The sequence below is a fragment of the Pseudomonas sp. Seg1 genome, from assembly GCF_018326005.1.
In the GTDB taxonomy this organism is placed as follows: Bacteria; Pseudomonadota; Gammaproteobacteria; order Pseudomonadales; family Pseudomonadaceae; genus Aquipseudomonas.
Genome location: NZ_AP021903.1, coordinates 794023 through 820623, shown reverse-complemented (window position 1 = coordinate 820623; position 26601 = coordinate 794023). Strand labels below are relative to the sequence as shown.

Sequence of the window (26601 nt, the reverse complement as noted above, 5' to 3'; positions counted from 1 at the left end):
AGCCCTCAATGCGCGAGCGCCGGTTCGCGGCGCAACTTGTCGCCCGCCGGATTGACCGCCTCGCGGAGGAAGCCGAAGCCAGTGCGCCGATCAAGGCGAAACAGGGTGTTGGTGACGTAGACGTCGTCACGCACGCCGACCACCTCCACCACTTCGCTGACGCAGCGGCGCCCGTCGGGCATGCGCGTCAGTTGAATCACCACATCCAGCGCGGCGCAGATCATCTGGCGCAAGGTGCGTTCGGCGATGGTGCGCCCGGTCAGGCCGACCAGGGTTTCCAGACGCAGCAAGGCATCCTGGGCATTGTTGGCGTGCACGGTGCTCATCGAGCCGTCGTGGCCAGTGTTCATCGCGGTGAGTACGTCGACCACTTCGACGCCACGAATCTCGCCGAGGATGATCCGGTCTGGGCGCATGCGCAGGGCGTTGCGAATCAGGTCACTGGCCTTCACCTCGCCGTGACCTTCGGCGTTCGGCGGGCGGGTTTCCAGACGCACGACGTGGGGATGGCCGAGCTGCAATTCGGCGACGTCTTCGATGGTCACAAGCCGTTCGTGGGGATTGATCAACTGGCTGAGGATGTTCAGCAACGTGGTTTTGCCGGTGCCGGTGCCGCCGCTGATGAGGATGTTGCAGCGCTTGCCCACGGCTTCCTCGATGAAGTCGTAGATCGCCTGATCGATGGTTTGCATCGCCATCAGGTCGGCGCTCTTGAGCATGTCCTTGCGAAATTTCCGGATCGACAGACACGGCCCGTCGAGGGCAATCGGCGGGATGATCGCGTTGACCCGGCTGCCATCGGGCAGGCGCGCATCGACCATCGGCGACGACTCGTCGAGACGCCGCCCCAGCGGCGCGAGAATGCGTTGCATGACCCGCTCGACGTGATGCGCATCGATAAAGCGCAAGTCGCTCATATGCAGCACGCCATCGCGTTCGATGAACACCCGGTGCGGGCCGTTGACCAGAATCTCGGTCACCGCGTTGTCGCGCAGCAGCACTTCCAACGGGCCGAAACCGGTCAGCTCATCGACGATTTCTTCGGCCAGACGCTCCATTTCATAACGAGAAATCGCCAGGTGCAGGCGCGCGATGTATTCGGCGACCTTGTCGATGACAAATTGCGACAGCACCTGCCGCGAGCCCTCCAGCAGGTTTTTCCCGGACTCTTCGATGGCGTCGATGATGTAGCGGTGCAACACCAGTTTCAGGCCATCGTGATCAGTGTTGCCGGAGGCATGGCGCTGCGGCCCGCCGAACAGTTGTTCGCCGTTCATGAGGTGCCTCGCAAGCGGTTGAACCAGTTGGCCTTGGGTTTGGCCAGGCCTTCGGAGCGTTTCGCCAAGCGTTCGCCAAGGGTGCGCAGGCTTTGGCTGATGGCCTCACGCGGGGCCAGTTCGAACAGGGTCACGCCTTGGTTTTTTGCGTTGAGACGGATCTCCGGGCTGAACGCGAGTACCGCGATCACCTCCAGGCCGAAAGTCTTGCCGAGGGTCTCGGAATCCGGCGCAACGTTGCGCAGGTAGCGATCCACCAGCAGCCGACCGTGGTCGAGTTTCATGCCTTTTTCGCGCCACAGATTGAGCACGGCGAGGTTGCGCCGACAGTCGAGCACGTTCTGGTCGGTGTACCACAACAGCTTGTCGCAATGGCTGACGAAGGTGCGCAGCGCCTCACTGTCGGGCTGGCCGGTAAGGTTGACGACGATGTGCTGGAAGTGTTGGCGCAGGGCACTGAGCAACATGTACAACTCGGCGGCGCTGGTGCGCTCCAGCGGTTCGTCGCCAGGCGCGTAGGCGAGAATGCGCAGGCCGGCCTCGGCACTGGTGAAGGCGCTGTCGATCAGGGTCGCATCGAGCCGCCGCAAGTGGCGCAGCGCATCGCCAAAATGGAACGAACTCTCAAGCCCGAGCAAGGCCAGGCTGTCGCCGCGCGGCAAACCCAGATCCAGCAACAGGGTTTGCTGGCCGCTCTTCTGCACCACCAGCGCCATGTGGTTGGCGAGCAGCGCGCCGTCGGCGTTGCTTTGCACGCCGTAGAGCACGGTCAAGCCACCGAGCTGGGCGTTCGGCGTCACGGCTGGCAGGCGTTTGCTCAGGCGCCGCACCAGCCCGGCGACTTCGCTGGAGCGTGAACCGTAGGCGACAAAATCCCGCGCCCCGGCACGCATCGCGTTGAGCACCAACTGATTGTCCATGCCGTCACCGAGGGCGACGATGGCGAGCATCGGTTTGGCTTCCAGCACGCCTTCGATCAGGGCGCTCTGGGCCACCAGATGATCGCGATCAAGCCCGACGAAGACCAGGCTGGCAAAGGTCACGTCAACCAGCGCCAGCAACTCGTCAAGGCTGCCGCCCCCGGCGCTGACCACTTGCCCGAGCGGCGCCAGCGCACCTTGCAACCACTCAAGATCGGTGTCGTTGCGGGTGATGGCGAGGAAGGTCTGACTGAGGCTCTGGCTCATTGCGATAACCCGCTGCGTTTATCGAAGTTGCCGTTTTCGAGGAAGTACAGGCGATACCAGTTGGGGTCGTAGTTGCGCAGTTTTTCACCCGGCAGCGAAGGCAACGGTGCGTTGACGGCCAGCGGTTGAACCAGATGCGGGGTGACGATCATCAGCAGCTCGCGCTCCTCTCGGTTGATCGAGGAGTTACGGAAAAAAGCGCCGAGCACCGGTATGTCGCCCAAGCCGGGAAACTTGTTCACCTGTGAAGCGTTTTGCGTGCTGATCAAACCGCTGATCACAAAACTCTCGCCATCGGCCAGCGAGATGCTGGTGTCGGTGCGGCGGATGGTGAAGGCCGGCACTTTGGTGCCGCCGATGGTCACGCCGTTGTTGTAATCCAGCTCGCTGACTTCGGGTGCCACTTTCAGGGCGATGCGGTCACTGCTGACCACCGTCGGCGTCAGGGTCAGGCGGATGCCGAATTCCTTGTATTCGATGGAGTAACTGTTGCTGTTGGCGCTGGGCACCGGGATCGGGATTTCACCGCCGGCGAGGAAACTTGCGCTCTGCCCGCTCAACGCCACCAGACTCGGGCGCGCCAGGGTGTAGGCGAATCCGCTGCCTTCCAGTGCGTTGACGATGCCGAGGAATTTGCTGCTGCCGCCGCCCCAGACGATGTTGAACATGTCGTTGGCCAGCGGGATGCTCGGCACCGCGATGCGCGGGTCGATATTGTTCAGCGGCACGACGCCGGGCGTGACCCCGGTGTTGGGCACCGTGCCCGGTCCACCGAAGAGGAAATTGTTCGAGCCTTTGCCGTAGATCGAGGTGCCCGCCTCTTTGAGTTTGGTGCGGCTGACTTCGACGAAGCGAATGTCGGTCTGCACTTGCGAGGGCAGATTCGGGTCGTCGGAGGCCGGCAATGAGACCGCCTTCATCGCCGCACTCGCCTTGCCTTGTACGAACACCATGCTCTGGCGCGGGGCACTGGCACACGCGCTCCAGATCATCAGTGTGGTGGCGCCGGGCGCGACGCCGGTGAGCAGGATGCCCTGATCGCCGGTCACGCGCACATCGGCAATTTTCGGATCGCCCACCGCCACCCGAGTGATTGCCACGGGCGATTGCAACGCCTGTTGCAGGCCTTCGCCGACTTCCAGTGTCGCCGGCAACGGACCGAGGGCGGCGCAGTTGCTCGCGGCGGCAACGGCCGTGCCGATCGAGGCGACGCTCAGCAGCGAGGCGCGGAACAAGCCGTTGAACAGGGGCGTAAAGCGTGTGCGCATGTAAAGGCGTCCTTGCTCGAATCAGGGAGTGGGTTGAGCGTTTTCGGCACCGCGGATGACTTCCACGGTGGGTTTGCGCGCCGTCGGTTGTCCGGCCACAGCGAGTGGTTTTGGCGGTGCTGCCAGAGACAACTGGCTGAACTCGAGCAGGTCGCGGCGCGGCGTGTCGAGACGGGTGGCGACATCGTTTTCGCCAGCCCAGTATTTCGCCAGTTGTTGCTCATCGGCGCTGCGCACTGCCAAGCGCAACACCCCGGCGCCGGAGGCCAGCATCAAGCGGTTGAGCAACGGCTCAGGCACGGCCAGCACCACGCTGCGTGCGGCCATGCGTTGCTGTTCCTGTTTCAATCGTTCGTCGTCACTGCGCGCGGGGCTGCTTGGCTGGCCGTCGTTGGTCAGGCCGCTCTGGCTGCCGACCACGAGCACTCGCACCGCCGGAACCACCAGTTGCGCCGAGGCCTGTGGATTGCTTTCGTCCTTGCGCAGAAACAGCAGCACATCGACGTAATCGCCGGGCGCCAATTGCCCGCCGACATTGATCACCTCATCCACCGCCACGGCCAGTGCGCGCTCACCGGGGCGAATCATCCGTGCCAGTTGGCTGCCCGGCTCGAAGCTCTCTTCATTCAACCAGCTGCCGGCACTCAAGGGCCGCCACGGCGTGCGGCCGATCACTTGATCGACGTTGCCCAGACTACCGGCGGGTGCAGTGCGCAGTTTTTCCACGGCAATGTCAGCCGCAGTGATTTTCACGAAGGGTGCAATGTCCCGCAGCAGCACAACGACGGGTTGGCGTGTGGGGTCTTCCACGGGTTCGGCCTTGGCGGCGGGCGGTACGACCGGCACCACGGCAGGTGCAGCGACCGGTTCGGCCACTGATGGCCGGCTCAATGTCAGCCCCCAATATCCGGCAATGATGGCGCCTGCCAGGAACAACCCGGCCAGACCCAAGGTGACGCGACTGTTCATGACGGCTCTCCCTTTCCCGCTGCGCTTTGTCTCTCTTGCAGTGACCCGTGACGTTCAACGAGATAACTTCGCAATCAGGCAGCTATGAACAAGTAACTATTTCGCTATTTGACGGTAGCGCAGCCCGAACAAAACGCCATTACGAAGGCGGAAATATCCAACGAAAGTAGAGGCCTGAAGCGCCAAATGTCGTTTTATGCCGTGAATCGGCCCCCTACTACTTTAGGGTTAATCCGTTCTTACAGTTGTAGGCTCGAGAAATGCCGACAATGCTGATGCTGGCACAGGGAAATCATGTTGCGAACGCGCAACACCTGGCGTGCTCAAGGAGAATTCTCATGTCGTATTCCCTCATTGTTCAAAAGATCAAATCCACGACCACATTTTTCAAAGGTCTGACCAAAGACACTGAAGGCGCGTCCGCCATCGAGTACGCGTTGGTGGTCGGTCTGGTGGCGCTGGTGATTGCCGCGTTCGGTTCGGGCATCGGCACTCGTGTCACCGCGATTCTGACCCAGATCCAGACCGCGCTCGGCGGATAACTTGTCAATGCAGCCATTGGGTTCTACCGTCAGCACTCAGTCCATTGCAGGTGTTGCCTATGAACTCCTCACACACTCCACGCCAGCAGTTGCTCCTCGTCGACGATGAGGAGGACGCACTGCTGGAGCTTGCGGAGTTGCTGGAGGGCGAAGGCTTCACCTGTCACACCGCGACGTCGGTGAAACTCGCCCTTCATCACCTCACCCGCCATCCCGATATCGCGTTGGTGATCACCGATCTGCGCATGCCGGAAGAAAGCGGCATGTCGCTGATCAAACGCCTGCGTGAGCACACCTCGCGCCAGCATCTGCCGGTGATCGTCACCTCCGGGCATGCGGACATGGAGGACGTCAGCGACATGCTGCGCTTGCAGGTGCTGGATCTGTTCCGTAAGCCGATCTACCACGTGCGCTTGCTGGAAACCCTCGACAACCTGTTTCCCAAGCCCAAGGTCAGTAGCGTTCGCGGGGTGTGACCCCGTTGAGTGCGGGGGTCAGTTGAAGTCAGTGCGCGGTCACCCGTTGCCGTCCCGAGTTGCCGGGTGACAACGCCAGGGCCAACTGGGTGCGGTTGTGCATGTGCGTCAGACGCAGCACTTGCGAGACATAGAGCTTTACCGTGTTCTCGGTAATGCCCAATTCACAGGCGATCTGATAGTTGGTCTGGCCCTTGCCCACCAACCTTGCGACGTCGAGCTGACGTGGCGACAGCTGATTGAAAATCGCCGGTATCTCCACGCCTTCCAGCTCAGCCGACGTATCGTCACTTGCAGGCGCGGGGCCACGGCGAACTTTGTCGAGGTCCTGGTAGAGATCGTCGATCGACTCGGAGAGGTATTGCAGCTTCTGATTCAGATGGCCCAATTGCAGGGTTTTCTGCCGTTCCTGCAATGCCACTTCCTGGCGTTGCAGACCTTCGAGCAGTTCGTCCAGATCAATCGGTTTCTGGTAGTAGTCGGCGATCCCGGCGCGCAAGGCTTTGATCACGTCCTGTTTGTCGGCGCGACCGGTGAGCATGATGGCTTCGAACACGCGATGCTTGCCCGCCAGCCGTTGCAGTTCCTGCACCAGTTGAATGCCGTCCATGTCCGGCATATGCAGGTCACACAGGACCAGGCCGATGGCGGAGTCTTCGACGAATTGTTCGATCGCCTGCTTGCTCGATTCGCAAGGCACGCAACGGTAGCCGCTGCTTTCGATGAATTCGCAGAGTTCCTCGACAATCAGCGGCTGATCGTCGACCACCAGCACCTTTACCGCAGACGTAAGCTTGTTCACTTGCCACTCCATGCCCAGGCCAAAGGCTGACCGTTCCTGTACTGACAGCGCGAAGCTGTACAACGTTGATTTGAAAGTAGACGCACTTTCCGACTATGTACATAGCAGTAGTGGCATGCGGCGACTAATGGATCCAAAGCAAAGTCAGGATTGTTCCGATTAGCACGAACGGTGCAAATGGCAGCTTTTTTGACTTGTCTGGCCCTAGATATCGAAGACGTTCTCTAAGCCCTTGACTCATATGCAGCCAGAGTTTTGGCACCAGCAGGATCCACAGGGCGCTGGACAATGCTGCACCGATGAACGCGCCGAGCAGCAGCGTACCGTCCGTCGCAAGCGCCAAGGCTGTCATTAATTTCACATCGCCGGCGCCAAAACGTTTCAGGATATAACCAGGAACAGAAAGCACCACGGCCAGCAGCACTGCCCAGCCTGCTTGCGCCATGTCGGCGCCGAGCCAGGTGTGGCCGGTGAGCAACAAGTATCCCAGCGCCAGCCCGCCCACCCCCAGGGTCAGGCCGTTGCCGATATGCCGCTGGCGGGCATCCTGCGCCGCACAAAGTGTCAGCCAGATCAGTAGGACAAAGCTGTGCATGCGGTAAAAAACGTCCGTTTTGGCCGAATGATTCTATGCTGATATTACGTAGTGATTGTCAGGGTAGACGCACTCATGAAATCCGGCCTCCCCCGCAAGCAAAAAGGCGCTGTCGCCATCGAATTCGCCTTGGTGTTCATCGTCTTTTTTGCCGTGTTTTATGGCTTGGTCAGCTACAGCCTGCCGCTGTTGCTGATGCAGTCGTTCAATGAATCGACGGCCGAAGCCGTGCGCCGCAGCGTGGCACTTGATCCGGCCACCGCCAATTACCCCGCCGCCGTCACGGCCACTGCCAGAACCGAGCTGACCCGGCAATTGGCATGGCTGCCTGGCGCCTTGAACTTCAACGCCGCCTCGGACAGCACCATCACCTATACCGGCGGCGTGCTGACCGTGACCATCAACTATCCCACCAGCAAATTGAATCAGGCACTGCCGTTTCTGGTGTTGCCGGGCATCGGTTCGGTACCGCGCCTGCCCGCGACGCTACGCGCCTCGTCGAGCCTGCAATTTTGAGTTCCGGTGACAAGCTGTTCGGTCGCCTGCTCAATCGACACCCCGAAGCGGTCCAGCCGCTGGACAACCCTGTGGTGCCGAGCGTCGGCCTGCAACTGCATCTGGATGGCGATGGCCAGGTCCTTCATCTGAGCGGGCCGCTGCGCCATGTACTCGCGCAGCGGATGTCCACCAGCCATCCCGCGCCGTTGCTGGAGTATGTGTTGCCGCACAGCAGCCTCGCGCTGGAGGGCAGGCCCGCCGACTGGCAAGGTCAGTTGCTCGACCTGGATTTTTTCAGCCTCGCCGGTCCGCCGCTGCATTTACGCGGCTGGGTGCAGGCGCAAGGTGACGGCTGGTTGCTGCAATTGCTCGACATCGGCGACCTGCTCGGCGAACGGCGGCAGACCCGCAGTCGCGAGCAATGCCAGTTGTTGGCCACGCAGGTTCGCGATCAGTTGCGCCTGGGCAGCCTCGCCCGCTTGCCCGAGGTACTGGGCGAACAGCTCCAACGCCTGAGTCAGCATTTGCACATCCCTTGTCTGGCGGTGGCACTGCTCGATGAGCAAGGCCAGGGCTGGCAGGTTCACCAGCATTACGCCGCGTTGCAGGCACCGCAGATATGGCGTGATCAGCAGCGTCTGGGCACTGGCCTCGACAGTCTCAACGGCGCCTTGCCGCAACGTTTGCTGGCCAGCGAACAACCGCGCCTGAGCGCGCTGTTCGGCCCGCACGCAGGTTTCGCCGTGCCCTACCGCGACGCGCAGGGCGTCGCGGCGTGGTTGCTCTGCGCCAGTTATAACGCACAGCAACAGGCACCGGATCTGAACGATCACGACTGGCTGCTGTTGGCCGCTGCCGTGGCCGCGCCGTTACTGGAGCGCCTGCGCGAGCATCGCCATCACCAGCAACTGGAACGCCTTGACGTGCTGCAAGCGCTGCTCGGCACCGGTTGGTGGGAGGTCAGCAGCGACAGCGCCGAAGTCCAACTGGCCCCGGCGCTGGCCGCCAGCCTGGGTTTGCCAACCGAGCGGCTACCGATTCAGGACTGGTTCACTCAGGTGCATCCCGCCGACCGCGATGAGCTGCGCAGCCATCTGCAAGCCTTGCAGGACGAAGGCACGCCACTGGAATTGTGTGTGCGCCTGCAATCCAGCGATCAGCCGTTGCCATTGTGGTATCGCTTGCAGGGTCGCTCGCTGGGCATCGGTGCCGAGCGCCGCTTGGTGGGCTTCATGCTCGACATCAGCGACATCAAGAATCAGCAGCAACAGGCTGCCGCCGCCCACGCGCGGCTGGACAATCTGATCGCCAGTGCCCCTGCCGTGATCTATGTGCAGCGCTATGTCGAAGGCGCGCTGCAACCGACGTTTTTCAGCGCCAGTCTGCAACCGTTGCTCGGCTGGAATCTCGCTGATTGCGACAACGGGCGGCTGGTCGAACACGTCCATCCCGAAGACCGCCCGCGCTATTTCGAACGCACACGCCAGTTGCTGCGCGAAGGTTCGGTGAGCACGCGCTATCGCGTGCTCGACCGTCAGGGCAATGCGCACTGGCTGCTCGACGAAGCCAAGCTGCTGCGTGACGATCTCGGCCTGCCCGTAGAAGCGGTGGGATTGTGGCTGGACGTCACCGAAGCGACCCTCGCCGCCGAACAGGTCAAGGCCAGCGAAGAGCGTTACCGGATTCTGGTGGAAGACTCGCCGGCGATGATTTGCCGCTACCGCCCGGACCTGACACTGACCTTCGGCAACCGGCCGTTGGCGACGTATCTGGAATGCCTGCCCGAGCAATTGCCCGGCGTGAATCTGGGCGGCTGGATGTCCGACGAACAGCGCGAAGCCTTCATCCAGCGCCTGGCGCAATTGACCCCGGAACAGCCGGTGAGCAGCGCCGAAATCAATTTGCGCCTGCCCGGTCGCGAGCACGCGTGGTGGGTCTGGTCGGATCGTGGAGTGTTTGATGAGCAAGGTCGCCTGATCGAGGTGCAAGCGGTGGGACGCGACAACACCGAGGTGCGGCGCTCCCAGCAGCAGCTGACGCAAAGCGCAAAAATGGCCACCCTCGGCGAAATGGCCACCGGTCTCGCCCACGAAATCAACCAGCCGCTGAACGTGATGCGCATGGCCATCGTCAATGTGCTCAAGCGTCTGGGCAACGGCGATGTGCAGATCGACTATTTGACCGACAAGCTCAATCGCATCGACGCGCAAGTGCAACGGGCGGCACGGGTGGTGGATCACATGCGCGTGTTCGGCCGCCGCTCGGAAATCGAACAGCATCCGTTCAACCCCCTCGATGCCATTGAAGGCACGCTGTCGCTGTTAGCGGAAGGGCTGCGTGGCAAAGGTGTCGAGCTGCGGGTCAACGAGGCGGAGTTTCAGGTTCAGGTGCGCGGCTATGTCGATCAACTCGAACAAGTGCTGATCAATCTGATGGTCAATGCGCGCGATGCCTTGCTCGGCAAGCGCGAGGCGGATCGCGACTTCCAACCGTGGATCGCCGTGCGTGCCGAGTGCGATGAGCACGTGGTGCGGTTGTGGGTCGAGGACAACGGCGGCGGCATTGATCCGCGTCTGCTGGAGCGCATTTTCGAGCCGTTCTTCACCACCAAACCGGTCGGCGTCGGCACCGGTCTGGGCTTGTCGGTGAGTTACGGCATCATCGACAACATGGGCGGACGCCTGAGTGTGCGCAATGGCGACGAAGGTGCTCAGTTCTGTATCGAGCTGCCGATCGCGCTCAACGATTAAATCACCAGGGTCGGCTGGCCGGGCGGTCGACAACTGAGGTTGGCGCCGACATCGACCTTGTTCAGGGTGATGCCGAGGTTGGCGAGCAAACTGTCGAGAATCGGGTCAAGCACCGGGCTGAGCAAGTTGTCGATGACCACGCCCAGCGTGTTGTTGACGCCAGCCAGGACATCCGCAGTGGTGGTGAGCAAACCGCCCAGCAGGCTCGAACCGGTGGGTTTGTAGGCTTGCACCTGAACCCCGCTCAACGTGCCTTTCAGGCTATTGACCACGCCTTGTGTACCGAAGCTGTAGTTCAGCGGCGGTTGCTTGATTTCCGGTGGCTGGTTGTAGGTGTGGATGTTCTGGGTACTGGCCACCGAGGTGTCCACCATCACGCCGAGACCGCCACCGTAAAACGGCTTGCGCGAGTTGGGATCGCAAGTGGCCGAGCCCAGGCCCAGCAGTGGAATGGTGCAGGTGATGACGCCGACATCGATCAACGCCAGCGGCTGCACCGTGACGTCTGCCGAGGATGAAAACGCATTGGTCGCGTCGATCTTGCCGACCTTGAGTTTGACCAGTGAGGAGTTGGTCTGGGTGGTCAGGCTTTTGGTCGCATCGCTCAAGCAGTTGTAATCGGTTACATGGCTGTCGGCGGCCGAAGCTTCCAGGAGAATGTCGATGCTCGACGTCGACAGAATCTTCAGGTCCGTGCGCTGACAGGTGCCACCGAGCGTGCAAAACAACGAGTTCAGCGTACCGGCAATGTTCAGGTGCAACAGGTTGTTCAGTGTATCCGTCAATCCGCCCACCAGCGGCGTACTGACGATGGCGCTGGCCAGCCCGGCGACGCCGGACAGCACCGGCAGGTTCAGCGAGATCAACGTGCGCACCTGCGCGGTTTTCACGTAAATCCGGTTGGCACCCATGGGGTCGGCCTTGGCCAGCATCGGGTTGCCCACGGCCGACAATTGCGGCGGCTGAATGACTTTGACTTTGACCGAGCCATTGACCAGCCCCGGAATGCTCAACGGCACCGTCGCGCTCAGCGCGTTCTGACTGTTGGCCACCTGCACGACGGCCTCAAGCAGCTGGAACACTTGCAGATTGGCATTGAGCGCGGCAGACGTGGCACCGGTCTGCAACTGTAGCAATTTGCCCAGCGCCACTTCAGTGCTGCCGACCACGGCCTTCAACCCGAGCAGGCCGTTGACCGCGACACTGGTGGTGGTGCCACCCTTGGTCAGCACGGTGATGGCGGTGTCGATCAGTTGGCCGATCTGGATGTTCTTGCTCAACAGTTGGGTGTAGTTGCCAGCATCGACATTGACATCGAGCGCCAGTTGATTGAGGTAACTGAGCAGGTTGATATTGGCGTCCAGCAGCCCCTGCCAGCCAGCAACGCTGAGGTTGAGGCTGCCACCGAGCATGCCCCCCCATACCGAGTTGAGGAGCGCCGACTTGCTCGCATCGACGGTGGCCAGCGTGGTGCCGATGGTCAATTGCGCCTGCGGGGGCAGAATCGAGGAGGCGCCGACGGCGGTGGCGCCCAGGCGAGTGGTGGGCGAAACGCTGCCCGGCGAAAACAACCCGTACAGCGCCGCAGCCACACTGCTGGGCACGACCCGGGTGGCGACCACGCTGATGGCTTCTTTCTTGCTGGCATCGGCGGCGAAGGCGCGCAGGTTGTTGGCACCGGTTTGCACGGTACCGCAGGTCACGACAAGGGTCGCCCCCTGGCCCACGGTGAAACTGTTGCGCGCCGCACTGGCGGTAGCGTAAGCGTTGGCGCTGGCACCTGACAGGCAATCGCCACCGCGCGATACCGCCTCCAGCGCGGCAACGTCGACCACCCGCTGCAAACGGCGTTGCTCCATGTACAAACGGCCGCTGTCGACCACCAGGACCATGCACACCAAGGCCAGGCCCAGGGTCAGCGCCGCCATCAGACCGATCGCCCCGCGCTGCCGGGCCGGGCCGTTGAATTGCGAACGAGGCGACATCGCGCACTCCTTTGCCGGCGCACTGCCGAGCGCTACCTCCATTGGTGGATTTGAGTGTAGACGGCGCTGGATAAGACTGCTGGCAACAAGCCAGTCCCTTGGCAATGGAATGCTGACTTTGGGCAACCAAAGAACCTGTGGGAGCGGGCTTGCCCGCGATAACGGTGGGTCAGACACATCAGTGCTGGATGTGCCGCCGTCATCGCGGGCAAGCCCGCTCCCACAGGGTTCGAGTTGATGTTAAGGGCAGTTAACGCGGTGGGTAGTTGGAGAGGATGCGGGCGACTGTCTCGCGAATGGCATTGCTGCGATCCTCCGGATTCGGCTTGCTGGCCAGCATCTGCTCATCGCTGCCGCGCCACACCAGTTTGCCGTCCTTGCCGTCGAGCAGGTCGATCTGGATTGTCGCGACCTTGTAGGTGATGTTGCGCGTTTCGTTGTACATCGGCGCGCCCCAGTAGCCGTTCCACGGGCCACCCCAACCGCCGCCGTAGTTGGTCGTCACTTGCTGCTGACGATCCTCGACGATCAGGTAGGTCTGCACGCTCAAATCACCTTTGCCGCCCGCGGCGGCAGGGCGCAAGCCACGCTGATCGAGTTGATCGCTGACGGCCTGGCGGATGCGCTGTTCGGTCAGGTCGCTCTTGATCCGTGGATCGTCGGGGCGATATTGCAGAGCGGGGTCTTTCCAGCTCCAGCTGCGATAGGCGGCAAAGTCGCGGCTGGCATCAAAGTCATGGTTGACCTGGTTGGCGGCGCAGGCACTGAGCAGCGCGGCCATGGCCAGTAAAGCGAGACGGCGGAACATGGTTGTTCTCCACTTGAAGACATGAACCTGCAGGAGCTTCCCGACTGCCGGAAGCTAACTGGGAGGATACGCCGACATGGCCTTTTCGACAGCCTCGCGAATTGCATCGGTGCGATCGATCTGGCTGCCCTTGTTCGCGGTTTCGGCACTGGCGCTCCACACCGGTTGCCCGGTGCCGGCGTCGAACAGATCGACCCGCACCACCACAACCTGCTCCTGATATGTGCGCACGATCGGCACGCTGTTGTACATGCCGTAACCGCGACCGTAACGATCATAGCCGCCGTACCCGCCGTAGCCGTAATCGTCCTGGACCTGACGCAAGCGGGTTTCCAGACGCAGGTTGGCTGTGACGAACAGGTCTGCCGGGCGATTGTCGTGCAGAGGACGCAAGCCGCGTTGATCCAGCGCATTGCTCACCGCTTCGGCCACTTGCGCCGAATCCGCCCAGGCCGTGCCCGGCGGCAACTGCCCGTTGAGCCAGGCCCAACTGCGGTAACGCCCATAATCGCGCGGTGGCGCCGGGTAAGCGCTGCGATCAAAGGTGTTGGACGCTTGCGGTGGCGCTGGCGGCAGGGGCCGCGACTGCGCGACGTAGGGGTTGCTGCCCTGGCACGCGGCCAACCCCAGACAGATCAGCAATAACCCCGCTTGTGCTTTCATTTCGCGCTCCGATCAGATCGGCCGGCAGATCCAGTGCAAGTAACGCCCAAGCCCGGCGAAGCCTGGGTGACGACGGTGAGCGAGCTCCATCTCGAGCAAATCCACGAGTTCGGCGCGGGCCTGGAATTCCACCGGCATGTAGTCGTGGAAAACCCGTATCCCGCTCTGGCTTTCGACCTGCCACAGGCCGTCGAGTTGCGTTGCCAGTTCCCTCGGATCGAGAGGTTGCTGCGGAGTCAGGCTCTGCTTTTCGCCGGCCATGTCGTTCTTGCGCATCTTCTTGAAATGGCCCTTGAGCAGATTTCGATAAATCAGCGCATCGCGGTTGTAGAACGCCAGCGACAACCAGCCACCGGGCTTGGTCAGTTGGTGCAACACCGGCAGGATCGCGTGGGGTTCGGCCAGCCATTCCAGCACCGCATGGCAGATCACCAGGTCATACGGTTCGGTGAGCTGCCCGAGGAGTTCCTGCCACGGCGCCTGAATGAACGTCGCGGTCTGCCCCGCCTCGGCGAAGCGCTGGCGGGCGCCTTCGAGCATCGGCTCGGCCGGCTCGGTAAAGGTCACGTCATGCCCGCGTTCGGCCAGCCACAGCGACATGTGGCCCAGACCACCGCCGATGTCGAGAACACGCAACGGACGATCCGGCAGCGCTTCGGCGAGGTCAGCCTGCAACACCGCGAGGCGAATCGCGCCTTTGGCGCCGCCGTAGATTTTTTCGGCGAAGCGGGTCGCCAACTGATCGAAATGCCGGTCGCTCATCAGCTGAACCGCCGTTCGCTGTCAGCGAGCTTGCTGCGCACCACTTCATTCATGTCCAGCCCCAACTCGCTGCACAGCAGCAACAGATACAGGACGATGTCGCCGACTTCCTGCCCGGCGTGGGCGAGTTTGTCCGCCGGCAACTGGCGCGACTGGTCTTCCGTCAGCCATTGGAAGATCTCCACCAGCTCAGACATTTCGACGCTGGCGGCCATGGCGAGGTTTTTCGGGCTGTGAAATTGCCGCCAGTCATTGCGGTCGCGAATGGCGTGCAGGCGTTCGGTCAGTTCAACAAGGTTCATCGGGCTCTCCTGAAGGCGTATAGCTTCGGGGGGATGTCCACCAAAGGCAAGCAGCGCAGGTGATCTAATGTGGGAGCGAGCCTGCTCGCGAATGCGCTGTGTCATCAACCATTGATGTCACTGACACAACGCCTTCGCGAGCAGGCTCGCTCCCACAGAGATTGAGTAAACCCACTATCATGCAGGGAACTCGGCCACCTGCGTTGTGGCCCAAGGCTCAGCTCTTTCATCAGGATGCACACATGCAGGTAGAAAGCTTTTTCGAATGGCTCGGCCAGGCGCTCGGCTCGGTCATCCGCTTTATCGTTGATGGCCTCAGTGGCCTGTTCAACATTCTGAGCAATGCCGGTGGCAACTTTGTCGACGGGCTGGCCAAGACGCTGGGGATGGACACGTCGATCATCAGCATCATCGCGCTGATCGTCGGGTTGATGCTGCTGTGGTCGGCGATTCGCGCGTTCATGAATGCGTCGATCATTGCCGGGATTATCTGGTTGCTGCTGGGGTTGTGGTTGCTGAGCTGGATTATTCATTAACACCACCGCCCCCCTGTGGGAGCGAGCCTGCTCGCGAATGGCCGGCACCCCCGAGATCTACGCCGACGTACACATCGCCTTCGCGAGCAGGCTCGCTCCCACATTGGATCGCATGAATCGCTACAATCCCGCTCCCCCAAGGAGCCCGCATGTCCAACCTGATTGCCGACTGGCGCGACCGCCCGACCCATCGCAAGGTCTGGGCGCTTGCCGCGCCGATGATCCTCTCCAATATTTCCGTGCCGCTGGTGGCGCTGGTCGACAGCACCGTCATCGGCCATTTGCCGCACGCCCATCAACTCGGCGCGGTGGCAGTTGGCGCCAGCCTGTACACCTTTCTCGCCTGGGCCATGGGTTTTCTGCGCATGGGCACTACCGGCTTCGCGGCTCAGGCCGCCGGGCGCAGCGACGGTGCAGCGTTGCGGCAGATCCTCTTGCAGGGGTTGTTGCTGGCGATGGGGCTGGCACTGGTCCTAGGCATCCTGGGCGTACCACTGAGCGGTGTCGCGCTGCACTTCATGCAGCCGTCGGCGGAGCTTGATCAACTCACTCGCGACTTCTTCCACACCCGGCTGTTTGGCCTGCCGGCAGCGCTGGCCAGTTATGCACTGGTCGGCTGGTTCCTCGGCACCCAGAACGCCCGGGCGCCGCTGGCGATTCTGCTGACCACAAATCTGATCAACATCGCCCTCAATCTGTGGTTCGTCATCGGGCTGGACTGGGGCGTGGTCGGTTCGGCCCGGGCCTCGGTGATTGCCGAGTGGTGCGGTGCCCTGCTCGGCCTGTTGCTGACGCGCAAGGCGCTGCGCGCCTATCCCGGGCACATCGTCTGGGCCGCACTCAAGCTGTGGCAGAGCTGGCGTCCACTGCTGGCGGTCAATCGCGACATTTTCATTCGCAGCCTGGCGCTGCAATCGGTATTTTTCCTGATCACGGTGCAAGGCGCGCGACTCGGCGACGCAACAGTCGCCGCCAACGCCCTGTTGCTCAACGGTTTGCTGTTGACGGCCCATGCGCTGGACGGTCTGGCCCACGCGGTCGAGGCATTGTGCGGCCACGCCATCGGCGCTCGTGATCGCCTCGCCTTGCGTCGCTCGCTAGTGGTTGCCGGAGGCTGGTCGCTGATCGCCAGCCTCGGTTTTGCCCTGTTGTTCCTGCTGGCCGGGCACTTGTTCATCGAAATGCAGACCGATATCCAAAGCGTGCGCGACACCGCGTTCATTTATCTGCCGTACCTCGCCGTGCTGCCATTGATTGCGGTCTGGAGCTATTTACTCGATGGCTTGTTCATCGGCGCCACCCGTGCCCGGGAAATGCGCAACGGCATGCTCATGACCGTGGTTTTTCTCGTGCCGTTCGCATGGCTGCTACAAGGTCTGGGCAATCATGGTCTGTGGATAACGTTTCTGCTGTTCATGGTGCTGCGCAGCCTGACCCTCGGTGCGCAAGCCTGGTGGCTCAAGCGCAACGACGGCTGGTTCAACGGCGTCGCTCACTGAGTCGGCGTGTGTTCGATGAACCCGACCACTTGATCGAGCACCGGTGCCAGTCGCCGCAACGGTCGCGACAGCGTCGCGACCAAGGTGATGTGACTGGGCCGAGAATAGTACAGATCCTGCACCGGCACCCCGGCTTCGCGCAGTTTGCGCGCCAGACCGCCGGTGTTGCGTGTCGGGTTGACCAGGTCATCCTTGCTCGCCGCGATCAGCAGGGCGGGTGGTGCGCCGCGACTGACATGATTGATTGGCTGCGATTGCGGCGGTGAGTCCGGCCAGAAAAACACCGGACGCACCTCGGGATTCTTGATTGGCAGAAAATCGTAGGGCCCGGCCAGGCCGATCCAGCCGCTGAGATCCTTCGGTGACATGCCCACCGCACCGAGCAAGCTGCCATCGAGCGCCAGCATCGCCGCGTTGTAGCCACCCGAACTGTGCCCCATCAGATACAAGCGCTGCGGATTGCCGGAAAACTCGCCAATGTGCGCCCGGGTCCAGGCCACCGCTCGCGCGCCATCCTCAAGAAACAGGGGATAACGCACCTGCGGAAACAACCGATAATCCGCCACGACCGCGACGATGCCGCGAGACGCCAGCGCCTCGCCGACAAAGCCGTAGTCTTCGCGCGCACCGCTGTTCCAGCTGCCACCGTAGAAAAACACCACCACCGGCGCATCCGCCAGCGCCCGACGTGGCACGTACACATCGAGTTTCTGCCGAGGATCGTCGCCATAAGCAATGCCGGCGGTTTTCTCGAACGTGCTGTCCGGGGTCAAGGCATTGAGCAGTTTCACCGGCGAACAGGCGCTCAGCGCCAATAGCACAACAGCGCCGATCAACGCGCTAAACCTTTGCCGAAAAAAAGCTCTCATAGGCGCCAAACCTCATGTCAAACCGGACCATCGCGCCATTGGCGCCGCACATGCTCAAGCCGCTCCTGCTGGGTCAAGCCCTCGGGTGGCGGCACCAATACGGCACGCGGATGCAGCAAGCGTAGCCACAACCAGCCATCGAGCACGGTGCGGTCGCTGAAGCCCAGCGCCAGCCCCTGTTGAACATGGGAGGCCATCGTTATGTAGTCGGTTCCCAGCGATTGGCACCACCGCCAGATGTGCTGTTCCAGCAGGCACGTTTGCAGATGTTCGCGTTGACGCCGGGTGAGGCTTTCTTCGATGTTCAGGGGTTCGACCACCAGTCCGGGATTGCGCAACTGCTGCCAGCCCTGACTGCCGATTGCACGGTCGGCCCAGGTGCCGCCGAACCAGCGCAACTGGCGGATCGGCCCGAGCCAGCGGCTCAATTCGCCGGCATCGCAGGCGTCGAAAAAATAGCTCGCGGTCTGGCGGTTGTAGTAGCTGAGCAAGGCCCGATGATTCAATCCGAACGAGACCGTGAGCATGCGCTGCAAGTGACTCAGCAACACCTGCGCAGGCGCGTTGCTGCTGAGCAACAGCCCACGCCAGGTGTCCGGATCGCTGTGACACAAGGCTGACAACGCGGAGCTGTCGCACAGGTCGACCAATACCGGGCCATGTTCGCTGACCGGCTCGAATTCGGTCCCCTCGAACAGCCAGAAGCGCCGTATTCCGGGAAACGCCTGGCGTAACACCGTCAGCGCCCGCGCAGCATCCGGGCTGTCGAGCAGCAGCCATTGCGCCTTAGGCTCAAGCGCCGCGCCGCTCATGTTGCGCCGCTCTGTTCAAGCGAAGCCATCAACCGACAACTGCACACGGCCTCTGCGCAGTGGCTGAAACTGCCGCCGCCCGGGATCAGGCACAACAGCAACAACGGTTCGCCAGACGCCAGCAACTGCTGCAACCCTTCACTCACCAATTTGTCCGGCAGCGGCAACGGAGGATCATCGGTGATCTGCGCGACGGCCATCGGCGGTTGCAAGACGCCGCTGATCATCGGCTGATCCGGGTCACCTTCAAAGAAGCTCACCACCACCTCGACCCCATCACCCAGTGCCGCCAACGGCGCCTCGGCCAAGGACGGCGCGAGCGGCAGCCAACAGTGACTTGGCGCCGCACCCTCGCCCTGATAGAGCCAGTCGAATTGCACCGCCACCGGCCGCAAACGGTCGGGCTGCGGTTCGTCGACCGTCACCACCCAGGCCCGTTGCAGGCTATGCATGCGCAGCCGTGACGCTGCCGCAACCGCCGCCGGCGACAGCTGCGCAGCGGCAAACAGCCGGTTGGCATAAGGCAGATCGAGGGACGGATCAGCGCAATGTTCAATACGGGTCAACAACCACTGACGATTGCACTCGGCGAAAGGATGGCCGACCAATCGCAGCCAGTGACCGCTGCGCAACGTGGTCAGATCGCTGCGCCCTTCGGCTCGTTGCGCCTGCCGCGAATCCGCCTGCAAAATTTCTTCAAATTGCCAGTGATGCACGGTGGGGGCGACGCGATGGCCGTCATCTACGTCCTGATACAGCGCAGCGCCTGCCAATGGCAACTGCGCCTGATCGTCGCCGAACACCAGGCAATGCCGGTCGCGCCCGTGCTCGAAGAAATAGTGAATCCGCGCCTGCGCACACAGACGCTGCAGCAGTTGCAGATCCGATTCACGGTATTGCGTGCAGAACGTGCGGGCCGGGTAGTCGCCGTGCAGCTCGAAGCGTCGCTGAGCGCCGACAATCCCATGCTCCCTGAGCACTTGCTCGATGATCTGCGGCACCGAACGGCCACTAAAAATGCGTTGACTGATGCGCAGATCGAGGCAACCGAGTTTCGGCCCCAGACGAATCCGGCACAACCTCGAACCGAGCCCGTGTTCATGCTGGACAAGGCTCTGCAATTGCCCGTGCACGCCCTCCCCTGACGGTCCGAAACACAAATACGCGAAACGGTAAAGCAGACCGGCGAGATCCAGTTGCGGATCGTCGATCAACACATCGATTTCGAACGCAAAGGGTTCGCTGATGGCTTCGCTACCGGTAAAGGCCAAGACTTCGAAAGGGTCGGACAGGCCCGCTACATCGAGACGAAACGACGACTCGCAGACTGGATCGAACATAGGCGGATCTCTACAGGAGGGGCGGTCGGGGATTCTCGCCGAGAGCCATGGCCGAGTAGAGAGCTGAAGTACAACTTAGGAAATGACCTACGCGAAAAGCAGACCGGATGACTTTGCTGGCGGGGATAGCCAAGCATTTCGCGAAGATTTTGGGATATATCCCACCGGGTCATCCGAATTTTCCACAGCTTTCGGGAAAATTTCAGACAACCCGGCAAGATAGCAACCTGGCCTCAGGAAGACAGGTAGGAGGAGCGGGTCAGGCCCAGACGCAAGGCATCGAGAAATTGCGTGCGCTCGCTGGCACTGATGCGGGCACTGGCGCATTTGTCGCGGTAGTGAGTCATCAGTTCTTCCGGCGACAAGTGCACGTAACGCAGCATGTCTTCGATGGTGTCGTGGGTCTCGATGCCGGCGTGGTACACGCTGCCATCGGCGTTCTGATAGATGTTCACCGAGTCGGTGTCACCGAACAGGTTGTGCATGTCGCCGAGGATTTCCTGATAGGCGCCGACCAGGAACACGCCCAGCAGGTAGTCTTCGCCTTCGTTCAGACCGTGCACCGGCAGACTGGTCTCGATGCTCTGCTCGTCGACGTACTGGTTGATCTTGCCGTCGGAGTCGCAAGTCAGATCCTGCAGCACCGCGCGGCGCAGCGGTTCTTCGTCGAGACGGTGCAGGGGGATGATCGGCAGCACCTGATCGATCGCCCAGGTGTCCGGCAGGCTCTGGAATACCGAGAAGTTGCAGATGTACTTGTCGGCCAGCTTGTCGTTGAGCTCGTCGAGCACCTGACGGTGCGAACGCTGACGCGCCTTCAACGAGTTGTGCAGGCGACGGCACACGGCGAAGTAGCACTGCTCGGCCAGGGCTTTCTCGGCCAGGGTCAGTTTGCCGTCGGCGTACTGTGCGGCCACATCGCTCATGTAGTGGGTGGCGCGCCAGTAGGTTTCGGTGACCATTTCAATATCGGTCGGACCCAGCAGGTCAACCAGCCACTGCACGGTTTCCGGCAGGTTTTCCTTGTTTTCGATCAGCGGGATTTCGTCGTTGTGTTTCTCGACGTCAGTCACCTGCACCACCAGCATCGCGTGGTGGGCGGTCAGCGAGCGGCCGCTTTCGGAGAAGATGTGCGGGTGCGGCAGGCTCTGCGCGTCGCAGAATTCCTTGAGCATGCCCACAACGACACCGGCGTAATCGTCCATGTCGTAGTTGATCGAACTGGCGTTGCGCGAGTGAGTGCCGTCGTAGTCGACGCCCAGACCGCCACCGACGTCGATGTGATCAACCGGCAGACCAAGGTTGCGCAGCTCGCCGTAGTAGCGGATCGCTTCCTTGAAGCCGTGCTGATAGTCAGCCAGGTTGGCGATTTGCGAACCCATGTGGAAGTGCAGCAGGCGAATGCCCTGATCCAGACCGGCAGCGCGGAAGCGCTCGACTACCGACAGCAACTGCGCCGCCGACAGACCGAACTTGGATTTCTCGCCACCGGTGTCCGCCCATTTCGACGACGCCAGCGACGACAGACGTACGCGCAGACCAACCTGCGGCTTGACCTTCAGCGAGGCGGCTTCTTCGATCACCAGACCGACTTCGGATTCTTTCTCGATCACGATGAACACGTTGTGGCCGAGCTTCTGGCCCATCAGCGCCAGACGGATGAACTCGCGGTCCTTGTAACCGTTGCAGACGATGGTGCCGCCCTTCGGTGCCAGTGCCAGTACGGCCAGCAACTCAGGCTTGGAGCCGGCTTCCAGACCGATGGAAACGTCCTGGGTAGCGATGATGTTCTCGATCACCGCTTCTTGCTGGTTGACCTTGATCGGGTACAGAGCGGTGTACTTGCTCTGGTATTCAAGACGCTCGATGTTCGAATCGAATGCACCGGTCAACTGGCGAACACGGTCTTGCAGGATGTCGGGGAAACGAACCAGCAACGGCAACGACAAACCGCTTTTGCGCAGTTGGTCGACTTGCTCGAACAGGTCGATAGGCGAGCTGCTCGGGCCGTTCGGACGAACTTCGACGCGACCGGCGTCATTGATCGCGAAATACCCGGCCCCCCAATGGCGAATCCCGTAAACACTGCGGCTGTCCGCAACTGTCCATTGGCTGCCATCGTCTTTGCGTGTGCGTCGTACGGACATCGAAGTCCCCTATAAAGAAGTCATAGTGCGTCGCCTGACGTTCAGGCCGGCGCAGTCTAAAGAATGAAAATGACGGTTCGTCAGCGCGGTGGTAGACCGCGCTGACTGCGTGGAGTTTAGAAACCGGTCATGAACAGGCTCTGTGAAAACCATGGAGACGACGCCGGAGCCGAAGATATTCAGAGCCGGATCAAGCCGCAGGTGGTTTTCACAGAGGCTGCTAGCCGCCGGACTTCTTCGCTTTGAAACCGTGCTTGATCAGTTCTGCCAAGAGTAGCTCGACATGATCGCCCTGGATTTCGATGATCCCGTCCTTCAACGCGCCGCCGGTGCCGCAACGTTTCTTCAACGTTGTCGCCAACTCTTTGAGCGCGTCTTCGGCCAGTGGTACACCGGTGATGGTGGTCACCGTCTTGCCGCCACGGCCCTTGCTCTCGCGACGCACGCGGGCAATGCCGTCGCCGGCCGGGATCACGGTTTGTTTGCAGATACAGGCGTCCACCGGCTTACTGCATTCCGGGCAATGACGACCTGCGTCGGTGGAAAATACCAGGCCACCTAAGGCGGCGAAGGATGCGGCTTTTTTGGCCACCGGCAATCCTCTTGGGAGGACAAAGACTGATCGCGACCTTGGGCAAGGTCATCGACCGCGAAGCCCCACTCAGGCAGGGGCAGCGCTACTGCACCGGTTCTTCAATAAAAGCAGGCCGGTGCAGCTTGAAAAGGTCGCGCAGTGTAACGGCAAAAAACCTAAATGCTAAGTGCCAATCGGCGCCAATTTATGTGTTCTTTGCGACGTCGCTTTGCTGAGCCTTGAGATAGCGCTTCAACGCTGCCAGAGAGTCCGGGCAGTAAGGCTTTTGCTCGATTTCAAGCAGCACTTGTTCGACCGGAATGAAGCGCGCTTCCAGGACTTCTTCCGGCTGCAGTTTCAACGGACCGTCCCAGACTGCGGAAAATGCCGAGCACCACAGGCGATTGCCGGTGTCCTCGAAGTAGAAATGGTCGTGAGCGGTGAGCGCTACGCCACTCACACCCAGCTCCTCTTCCAGCTCACGGGCTGCCGATTCGGCGTAAGTCTCGTTCGCCTGGACCATGCCGCCCGCCGCCACGTCCCAGTAACCGGGGTAGATCGCCTTGCTCAAGGTGCGCCGGTGCACGCAAAGCTCACCGGCGGAATTGAACAGCATGATGTAAGTGCCACGGCCGATCAGCCCGCGCTCGCGCAAATCGGCCCGTACCAAGGCGCCGAGCAGGTTGTCCTGCTCGTCGACCCAGGCGATCTGTTCGGCATCGGAGGCGGCGCGGTGGGCCGCCTCTTTGGCGCTATCGACCATGGCTCAGCCCTGATTGAGCAGTTGGCGCAGATCGATCACTGCGGCGTTGGCTCGGGAAATATAGTTGGCCATGACCAGCGAGTGGTTGGCCAGCACACCGAAGCCGCTGCCATTGAGGATCATCGGGCTCCAGACCGGCTCTTGCGAAGCTTCGAGTTCACGGATGATCTGACGCACGCTGACCGTGGCGTTCTTCTTCGCCAGCACATCGGCGAAGTCGACTTCGATGGCACGCAGCAAGTGCGACAGTGCCCAGGCCTGACCGCGTGCTTCGTAGAACACGTTGTCGATCTGCATCCACGGGGTCTCGACGACTTCTTCATCAACCTGCGGCACTTCGCCGACTGCCGGGACTTCGGTTTTCAGCGCGGTGTTGAGTTTGACGCGACCGACGCTGGCCGAAAGACGTTGCGACAGCGAACCAAGACGGGTACCGACGTCGCCCAGCCAGTTGTTGAGGTTGTCGGCGCGCGCATAGAACAGCGCGTTTTTCTGGGTTGGATCAGACAGACGTGCCTGATAGCGGCTCAGAGAATTGATGCCTTCCTGATATTCCGATTCGCTGGACGGCAGGATCCAGCTCTTGTTGTCGAAGTTGAAGCGCGGTTCGGCCTTGGCCAGATCGGCATCTTCCGCCGACTGCGATTGCGAACGGGCGAAATCCTTGCGCAGTGCACGGGTCAGGTCACGCACCTGCACCAGCACGCCGTATTCCCAGCTCGGCGTGTTGTCCATCCACAGGCCCGGCGGGAAGCGGTCGTTGGAGATGTAGCCGCCCGGCTTGTCGAGCAATGTGCCGGCGACGGTCTTCAAGGTTTCGACCGTGGTGTAACCGACTACCATTTGCTTGCCTTCTTTTTCAGCGGCCGCCTGGGCGTTTTGCGCCACCGGAAACAGCGCCGGCTCCTGGCTCCAGTACCAGCCCAGGCCAATGGTCACCAGCAGATAAATACCGATGAGCGTAGCCAGCGCGCGGCTGAACAGCAGCCCACCGACATAGCTGCGGGTGGCCGACTTGGGCTCGGCGGCACGTTCAGGCGCGCTGCCCGCGCGGTTTTTCCAGTCCAGCATGGCGATATCCTTTCAATCACTTGAGTTCATCGGTTCGACCACAACCATACAACAACGTGCCAAGGCCGGGCACCCGCGCTTAAAGATAAGCAGCAAATCGCGCAGGTCGCTGGTGCATCTGTCAGATCTAAGGGAATCCCTGATGCCACCTCCCCTATGACTCCTTCGCAGCGCATTGATAACCCTCGAAAAGCGCATTCACCACGATGATGTCAGCGGCGCAGAAATTCAACGAATTGCCGGCCTGTTCGCTGCTATCCCCAATGCGTACGGGGACTTGACCGACGAAGAGGTCAAAAACAAAACCACTCGGTCAGAAACTGAATAGTGACGCATTGCAGATTATTGACGTGCGACACTCGTCTAAGGGAAAAGAGGTGCTAGCATAGAGCCACCAGTCGATCTCAGCATGCACCCTAACTAGTAGTCAGGATATGACCGAGCCAGAAGACCCCAGCCGTGAGCGTCTCAAGCACCACTTTGCCCAGCGGGTAATTCATCAGGCACGTCAGATTCTTGAGATATGGCAGCGCCTGCAACGCAGTGAATGGTCCACCGTCGACCTCGCCGAACTGAGCGAGGCCAACTTGCGCCTGCTGCGTTTTGCCGAGCGTTTCGAACAGCCCGAGCATACCCAGCTCGCGCGCCATATCAGTCAGTCGCTGGAAGCGGTGGACGCTAATCGCGGACGCCTGAGCAGCGGCCTGATCACTGACCTCAATCGCTTGATGCAGCGCCTGTCGCGCACCGGCCTGCGCCATGGCGATCAACTCGACCAGACGTTCCTGCCGCCATTGCGCAAGCCGATCTACGTGATGTTGCAGGATCACGACCGCGCCGAGCGCTTGGCCAAGCAACTGGAGTTTTTCGGTTTGACCGCGCAGGCGCTGGACAGCGTCGCGGCGTTTCGCTCCTCGATGGTCGAACGCTTGCCAGCGGCGATCGTCATGGACGTCGACTTCAGCGGCCCCGGCATCGGCCTGAAACTGGCCGCCGAAGCCCAGGTAGGTCTGGACGAACCGCTGCCGCTGCTGTTTTTCAGCCTGCACGAAACCGACACGCCGACACGCCTCGCCGCTGTACGCGCCGGTGGTCAGGAATTCCTCACCGGCACCCTCGAAGCGTCGAGCCTGCTGGAAAAGATCGAAGTCCTCACCTGCGTCGCCCAGTACGAACCCTATAAAGTGCTGATCATCGACGATTCGCGTGCGCAGGCCTTGCACACCGAGCGCCTGCTCAACAGTGCCGGGATCGTCACCCGCACGCTGATCGAACCGATTCAGGCGATGGCGGAGCTGGCGGATTTCCAGCCGGACCTGATCATCCTCGACATGTACATGCCGGCCTGCACCGGCACCGAACTGGCCAAAGTCATCCGCCACAACGACCGCTACGTCAGCGTGCCGATCATTTACCTGTCGGCCGAGGACGATCTGGACAAGCAGCTCGACGCCATGAGCGAGGGCGGCGACGACTTCCTGACCAAACCGATCAAGCCACGGCATCTGATCACGACGGTGCGCAACCGCGCCGCCCGCGCGCGCAATCTCAAGGCGCGCATGGTCCGCGACAGCCTCACGGGGTTGTACAACCACACGCATATCCTGCAATTGCTTGAAGACTGCTCGTTCCGCGCCCGCCGCGAAAACAAGCCGCTGAGCTTTGCCATGCTCGACATCGACCACTTCAAACGGGTCAACGACAGCCACGGCCACCCGATGGGCGACCGCGTGATCAAGAGCCTGGCGCTGTTCCTCAAGCAACGTTTGCGCAAGACCGATTTCATTGGTCGTTACGGCGGCGAAGAGTTCGCCATCGTCATGCCCGACACCGATATCGAGGCGGCGCACAAAGTGCTCGACGAGATCCGCCAGCGCTTCGCCGAAATCCATTACCCGGCACAGCCGCAGGACTTGTGGTGCACTTTCAGCGCTGGCGTGGTGGAAATGCGCGACGACTCTGACAGCCTGATGATGGCCAGCCAGGCCGACGAGGCGCTGTACCGCGCCAAGGGTGAAGGGCGCAATCGGGTGCAGACCGCGCGGGACTCAAAGCAAAGTGCCACTTTTTCATCGGAATCCACCGATTCGGTCATAACCCTGTAAC

Annotated in this window: 25 protein-coding genes; 7 read left to right on the top strand and 18 right to left on the bottom strand. The window is 61.5% G+C overall.

What is annotated here, in order from left to right; all coding sequences use genetic code 11:
* Positions 1-5: 5 nt before the first annotated feature.
* The 4 genes from KI231_RS03465 to cpaB are packed head-to-tail and all read right to left on the bottom strand — an operon-like array spanning position 6 to position 4701.
* On the bottom strand, positions 6-1277 hold the full coding sequence (locus tag KI231_RS03465; protein WP_213027449.1) for a TadA family conjugal transfer-associated ATPase: 1272 nt from the start codon (positions 1275-1277) through the stop codon (positions 6-8).
* Positions 1274-2464, bottom strand: a complete 1191-nt coding sequence (locus tag KI231_RS03460) for a CpaE/TadZ family protein (protein WP_103306294.1) — start codon at positions 2462-2464, stop codon at positions 1274-1276. Before KI231_RS03460 ends, KI231_RS03465 begins: the two co-directional genes overlap by 4 nt.
* The gene (locus tag KI231_RS03455) at positions 2461-3732 is read right to left on the bottom strand and encodes a type II and III secretion system protein family protein (protein ID WP_103306295.1); all 1272 of its coding nucleotides are present in this window, start codon (positions 3730-3732) and stop codon (positions 2461-2463) included. Before KI231_RS03455 ends, KI231_RS03460 begins: the two co-directional genes overlap by 4 nt.
* A gap of 21 nt (positions 3733-3753) precedes the next feature.
* Positions 3754-4701 (bottom strand): Flp pilus assembly protein CpaB, encoded by a 948-nt coding sequence (cpaB, locus tag KI231_RS03450; RefSeq protein WP_213027448.1) that lies wholly within the window; start codon positions 4699-4701, stop codon positions 3754-3756.
* Between the two features lie 338 nt (positions 4702-5039).
* Between cpaB and KI231_RS03445 the strand changes: the two genes are divergently transcribed.
* Entirely contained in the window at positions 5040-5243 is a 204-nt protein-coding gene (locus tag KI231_RS03445; RefSeq protein WP_103306297.1) for a Flp family type IVb pilin, read from the top strand.
* Between the two features lie 59 nt (positions 5244-5302).
* Positions 5303-5719 (top strand): response regulator, encoded by a 417-nt coding sequence (locus KI231_RS03440; RefSeq protein ID WP_103306298.1) that lies wholly within the window; start codon positions 5303-5305, stop codon positions 5717-5719.
* A gap of 28 nt (positions 5720-5747) precedes the next feature.
* Here the strand turns inward: KI231_RS03440 and KI231_RS03435 are convergent, their stop codons facing one another.
* Positions 5748-6521 (bottom strand): response regulator transcription factor, encoded by a 774-nt coding sequence (locus tag KI231_RS03435; RefSeq protein ID WP_283246356.1) that lies wholly within the window; start codon positions 6519-6521, stop codon positions 5748-5750.
* 124 nt (positions 6522-6645) lie between these two features.
* Complete coding sequence (locus KI231_RS03430; protein ID WP_213027446.1) at positions 6646-7116, bottom strand: prepilin peptidase; 471 nt, start codon at positions 7114-7116, stop codon at positions 6646-6648.
* Between the two features lie 75 nt (positions 7117-7191).
* Here KI231_RS03430 and KI231_RS03425 point away from each other — a divergent pair, with 75 nt between their 5' ends.
* The gene (locus KI231_RS03425; RefSeq protein ID WP_213027445.1) at positions 7192-7632 is read left to right on the top strand and encodes a TadE/TadG family type IV pilus assembly protein; all 441 of its coding nucleotides are present in this window, start codon (positions 7192-7194) and stop codon (positions 7630-7632) included.
* Entirely contained in the window at positions 7629-10364 is a 2736-nt protein-coding gene (locus tag KI231_RS03420; RefSeq protein ID WP_213027444.1) for a PAS domain-containing sensor histidine kinase, read from the top strand. Before KI231_RS03425 ends, KI231_RS03420 begins: the two co-directional genes overlap by 4 nt.
* Here KI231_RS03420 and KI231_RS03415 read toward each other — a convergent pair.
* From KI231_RS03415 to KI231_RS03395, 5 genes are all read right to left on the bottom strand, one after another.
* Positions 10361-12349, bottom strand: coding sequence for a pilus assembly protein TadG-related protein (locus KI231_RS03415; protein ID WP_213027443.1), 1989 nt, complete (start codon positions 12347-12349; stop codon positions 10361-10363). The genes KI231_RS03420 and KI231_RS03415 overlap by 4 nt on opposite strands.
* 250 nt (positions 12350-12599) lie before the next feature.
* Entirely contained in the window at positions 12600-13157 is a 558-nt protein-coding gene (locus KI231_RS03410) for a DUF4136 domain-containing protein (RefSeq protein WP_103306303.1), read from the bottom strand.
* 54 nt (positions 13158-13211) lie between these two features.
* Complete coding sequence (locus KI231_RS03405) at positions 13212-13820, bottom strand: DUF4136 domain-containing protein (protein WP_213027442.1); 609 nt, start codon at positions 13818-13820, stop codon at positions 13212-13214.
* A gap of 12 nt (positions 13821-13832) precedes the next feature.
* A complete protein-coding gene (locus KI231_RS03400; RefSeq protein ID WP_213027441.1) occupies positions 13833-14582 on the bottom strand; it encodes a methyltransferase in 750 nt (249 codons plus the stop codon).
* Positions 14582-14884, bottom strand: coding sequence for a MazG-like family protein (locus KI231_RS03395; RefSeq protein ID WP_007951009.1), 303 nt, complete (start codon positions 14882-14884; stop codon positions 14582-14584). Before KI231_RS03395 ends, KI231_RS03400 begins: the two co-directional genes overlap by 1 nt.
* Positions 14885-15126: 242 nt before the next feature.
* On the opposite strand from KI231_RS03395, the gene KI231_RS03390 reads away from it, so the two are divergent.
* Both KI231_RS03390 and KI231_RS03385 read left to right on the top strand, forming a co-directional pair.
* Complete coding sequence (locus KI231_RS03390) at positions 15127-15420, top strand: hypothetical protein (RefSeq protein ID WP_007914623.1); 294 nt, start codon at positions 15127-15129, stop codon at positions 15418-15420.
* 149 nt (positions 15421-15569) lie between these two features.
* Positions 15570-16919 (top strand): MATE family efflux transporter, encoded by a 1350-nt coding sequence (locus KI231_RS03385; RefSeq protein ID WP_213027440.1) that lies wholly within the window; start codon positions 15570-15572, stop codon positions 16917-16919.
* Here the strand turns inward: KI231_RS03385 and KI231_RS03380 are convergent.
* From KI231_RS03380 to KI231_RS03350, 7 genes are all read right to left on the bottom strand, one after another.
* On the bottom strand, positions 16913-17788 hold the full coding sequence (locus KI231_RS03380; RefSeq protein WP_213027439.1) for an alpha/beta hydrolase: 876 nt from the start codon (positions 17786-17788) through the stop codon (positions 16913-16915). The two genes, KI231_RS03385 and KI231_RS03380, sit on opposite strands and share 7 nt — an antisense overlap.
* A 17-nt stretch (positions 17789-17805) precedes the next feature.
* On the bottom strand, positions 17806-18600 hold the full coding sequence (locus KI231_RS03375) for a DUF4123 domain-containing protein (protein WP_213027438.1): 795 nt from the start codon (positions 18598-18600) through the stop codon (positions 17806-17808).
* Positions 18597-19940 (bottom strand): type VI secretion system Vgr family protein, encoded by a 1344-nt coding sequence (locus tag KI231_RS03370; RefSeq protein WP_213027437.1) that lies wholly within the window; start codon positions 19938-19940, stop codon positions 18597-18599. Before KI231_RS03370 ends, KI231_RS03375 begins: the two co-directional genes overlap by 4 nt.
* 233 nt (positions 19941-20173) lie before the next feature.
* Positions 20174-22087 (bottom strand): arginine decarboxylase, encoded by a 1914-nt coding sequence (gene speA / locus KI231_RS03365; protein WP_093430253.1) that lies wholly within the window; start codon positions 22085-22087, stop codon positions 20174-20176.
* Positions 22088-22307: 220 nt separating this feature from the next.
* The gene (locus KI231_RS03360) at positions 22308-22679 is read right to left on the bottom strand and encodes a translation initiation factor Sui1 (protein WP_007914613.1); all 372 of its coding nucleotides are present in this window, start codon (positions 22677-22679) and stop codon (positions 22308-22310) included.
* Between the two features lie 187 nt (positions 22680-22866).
* The gene (locus tag KI231_RS03355; RefSeq protein ID WP_103306139.1) at positions 22867-23424 is read right to left on the bottom strand and encodes an NUDIX hydrolase; all 558 of its coding nucleotides are present in this window, start codon (positions 23422-23424) and stop codon (positions 22867-22869) included.
* A 3-nt stretch (positions 23425-23427) separates the two neighbouring features.
* Entirely contained in the window at positions 23428-24495 is a 1068-nt protein-coding gene (locus KI231_RS03350) for a DUF2333 family protein (protein WP_103306138.1), read from the bottom strand.
* Positions 24496-24929: 434 nt separating this feature from the next.
* On the opposite strand from KI231_RS03350, the gene gcbA reads away from it, so the two are divergent.
* Positions 24930-26600: a diguanylate cyclase GcbA gene (gene gcbA / locus KI231_RS03345; RefSeq protein WP_103306137.1), complete on the top strand. Its 1671-nt coding sequence runs from the start codon at positions 24930-24932 to the stop codon at positions 26598-26600.
* Position 26601 lies beyond the last annotated feature (1 nt).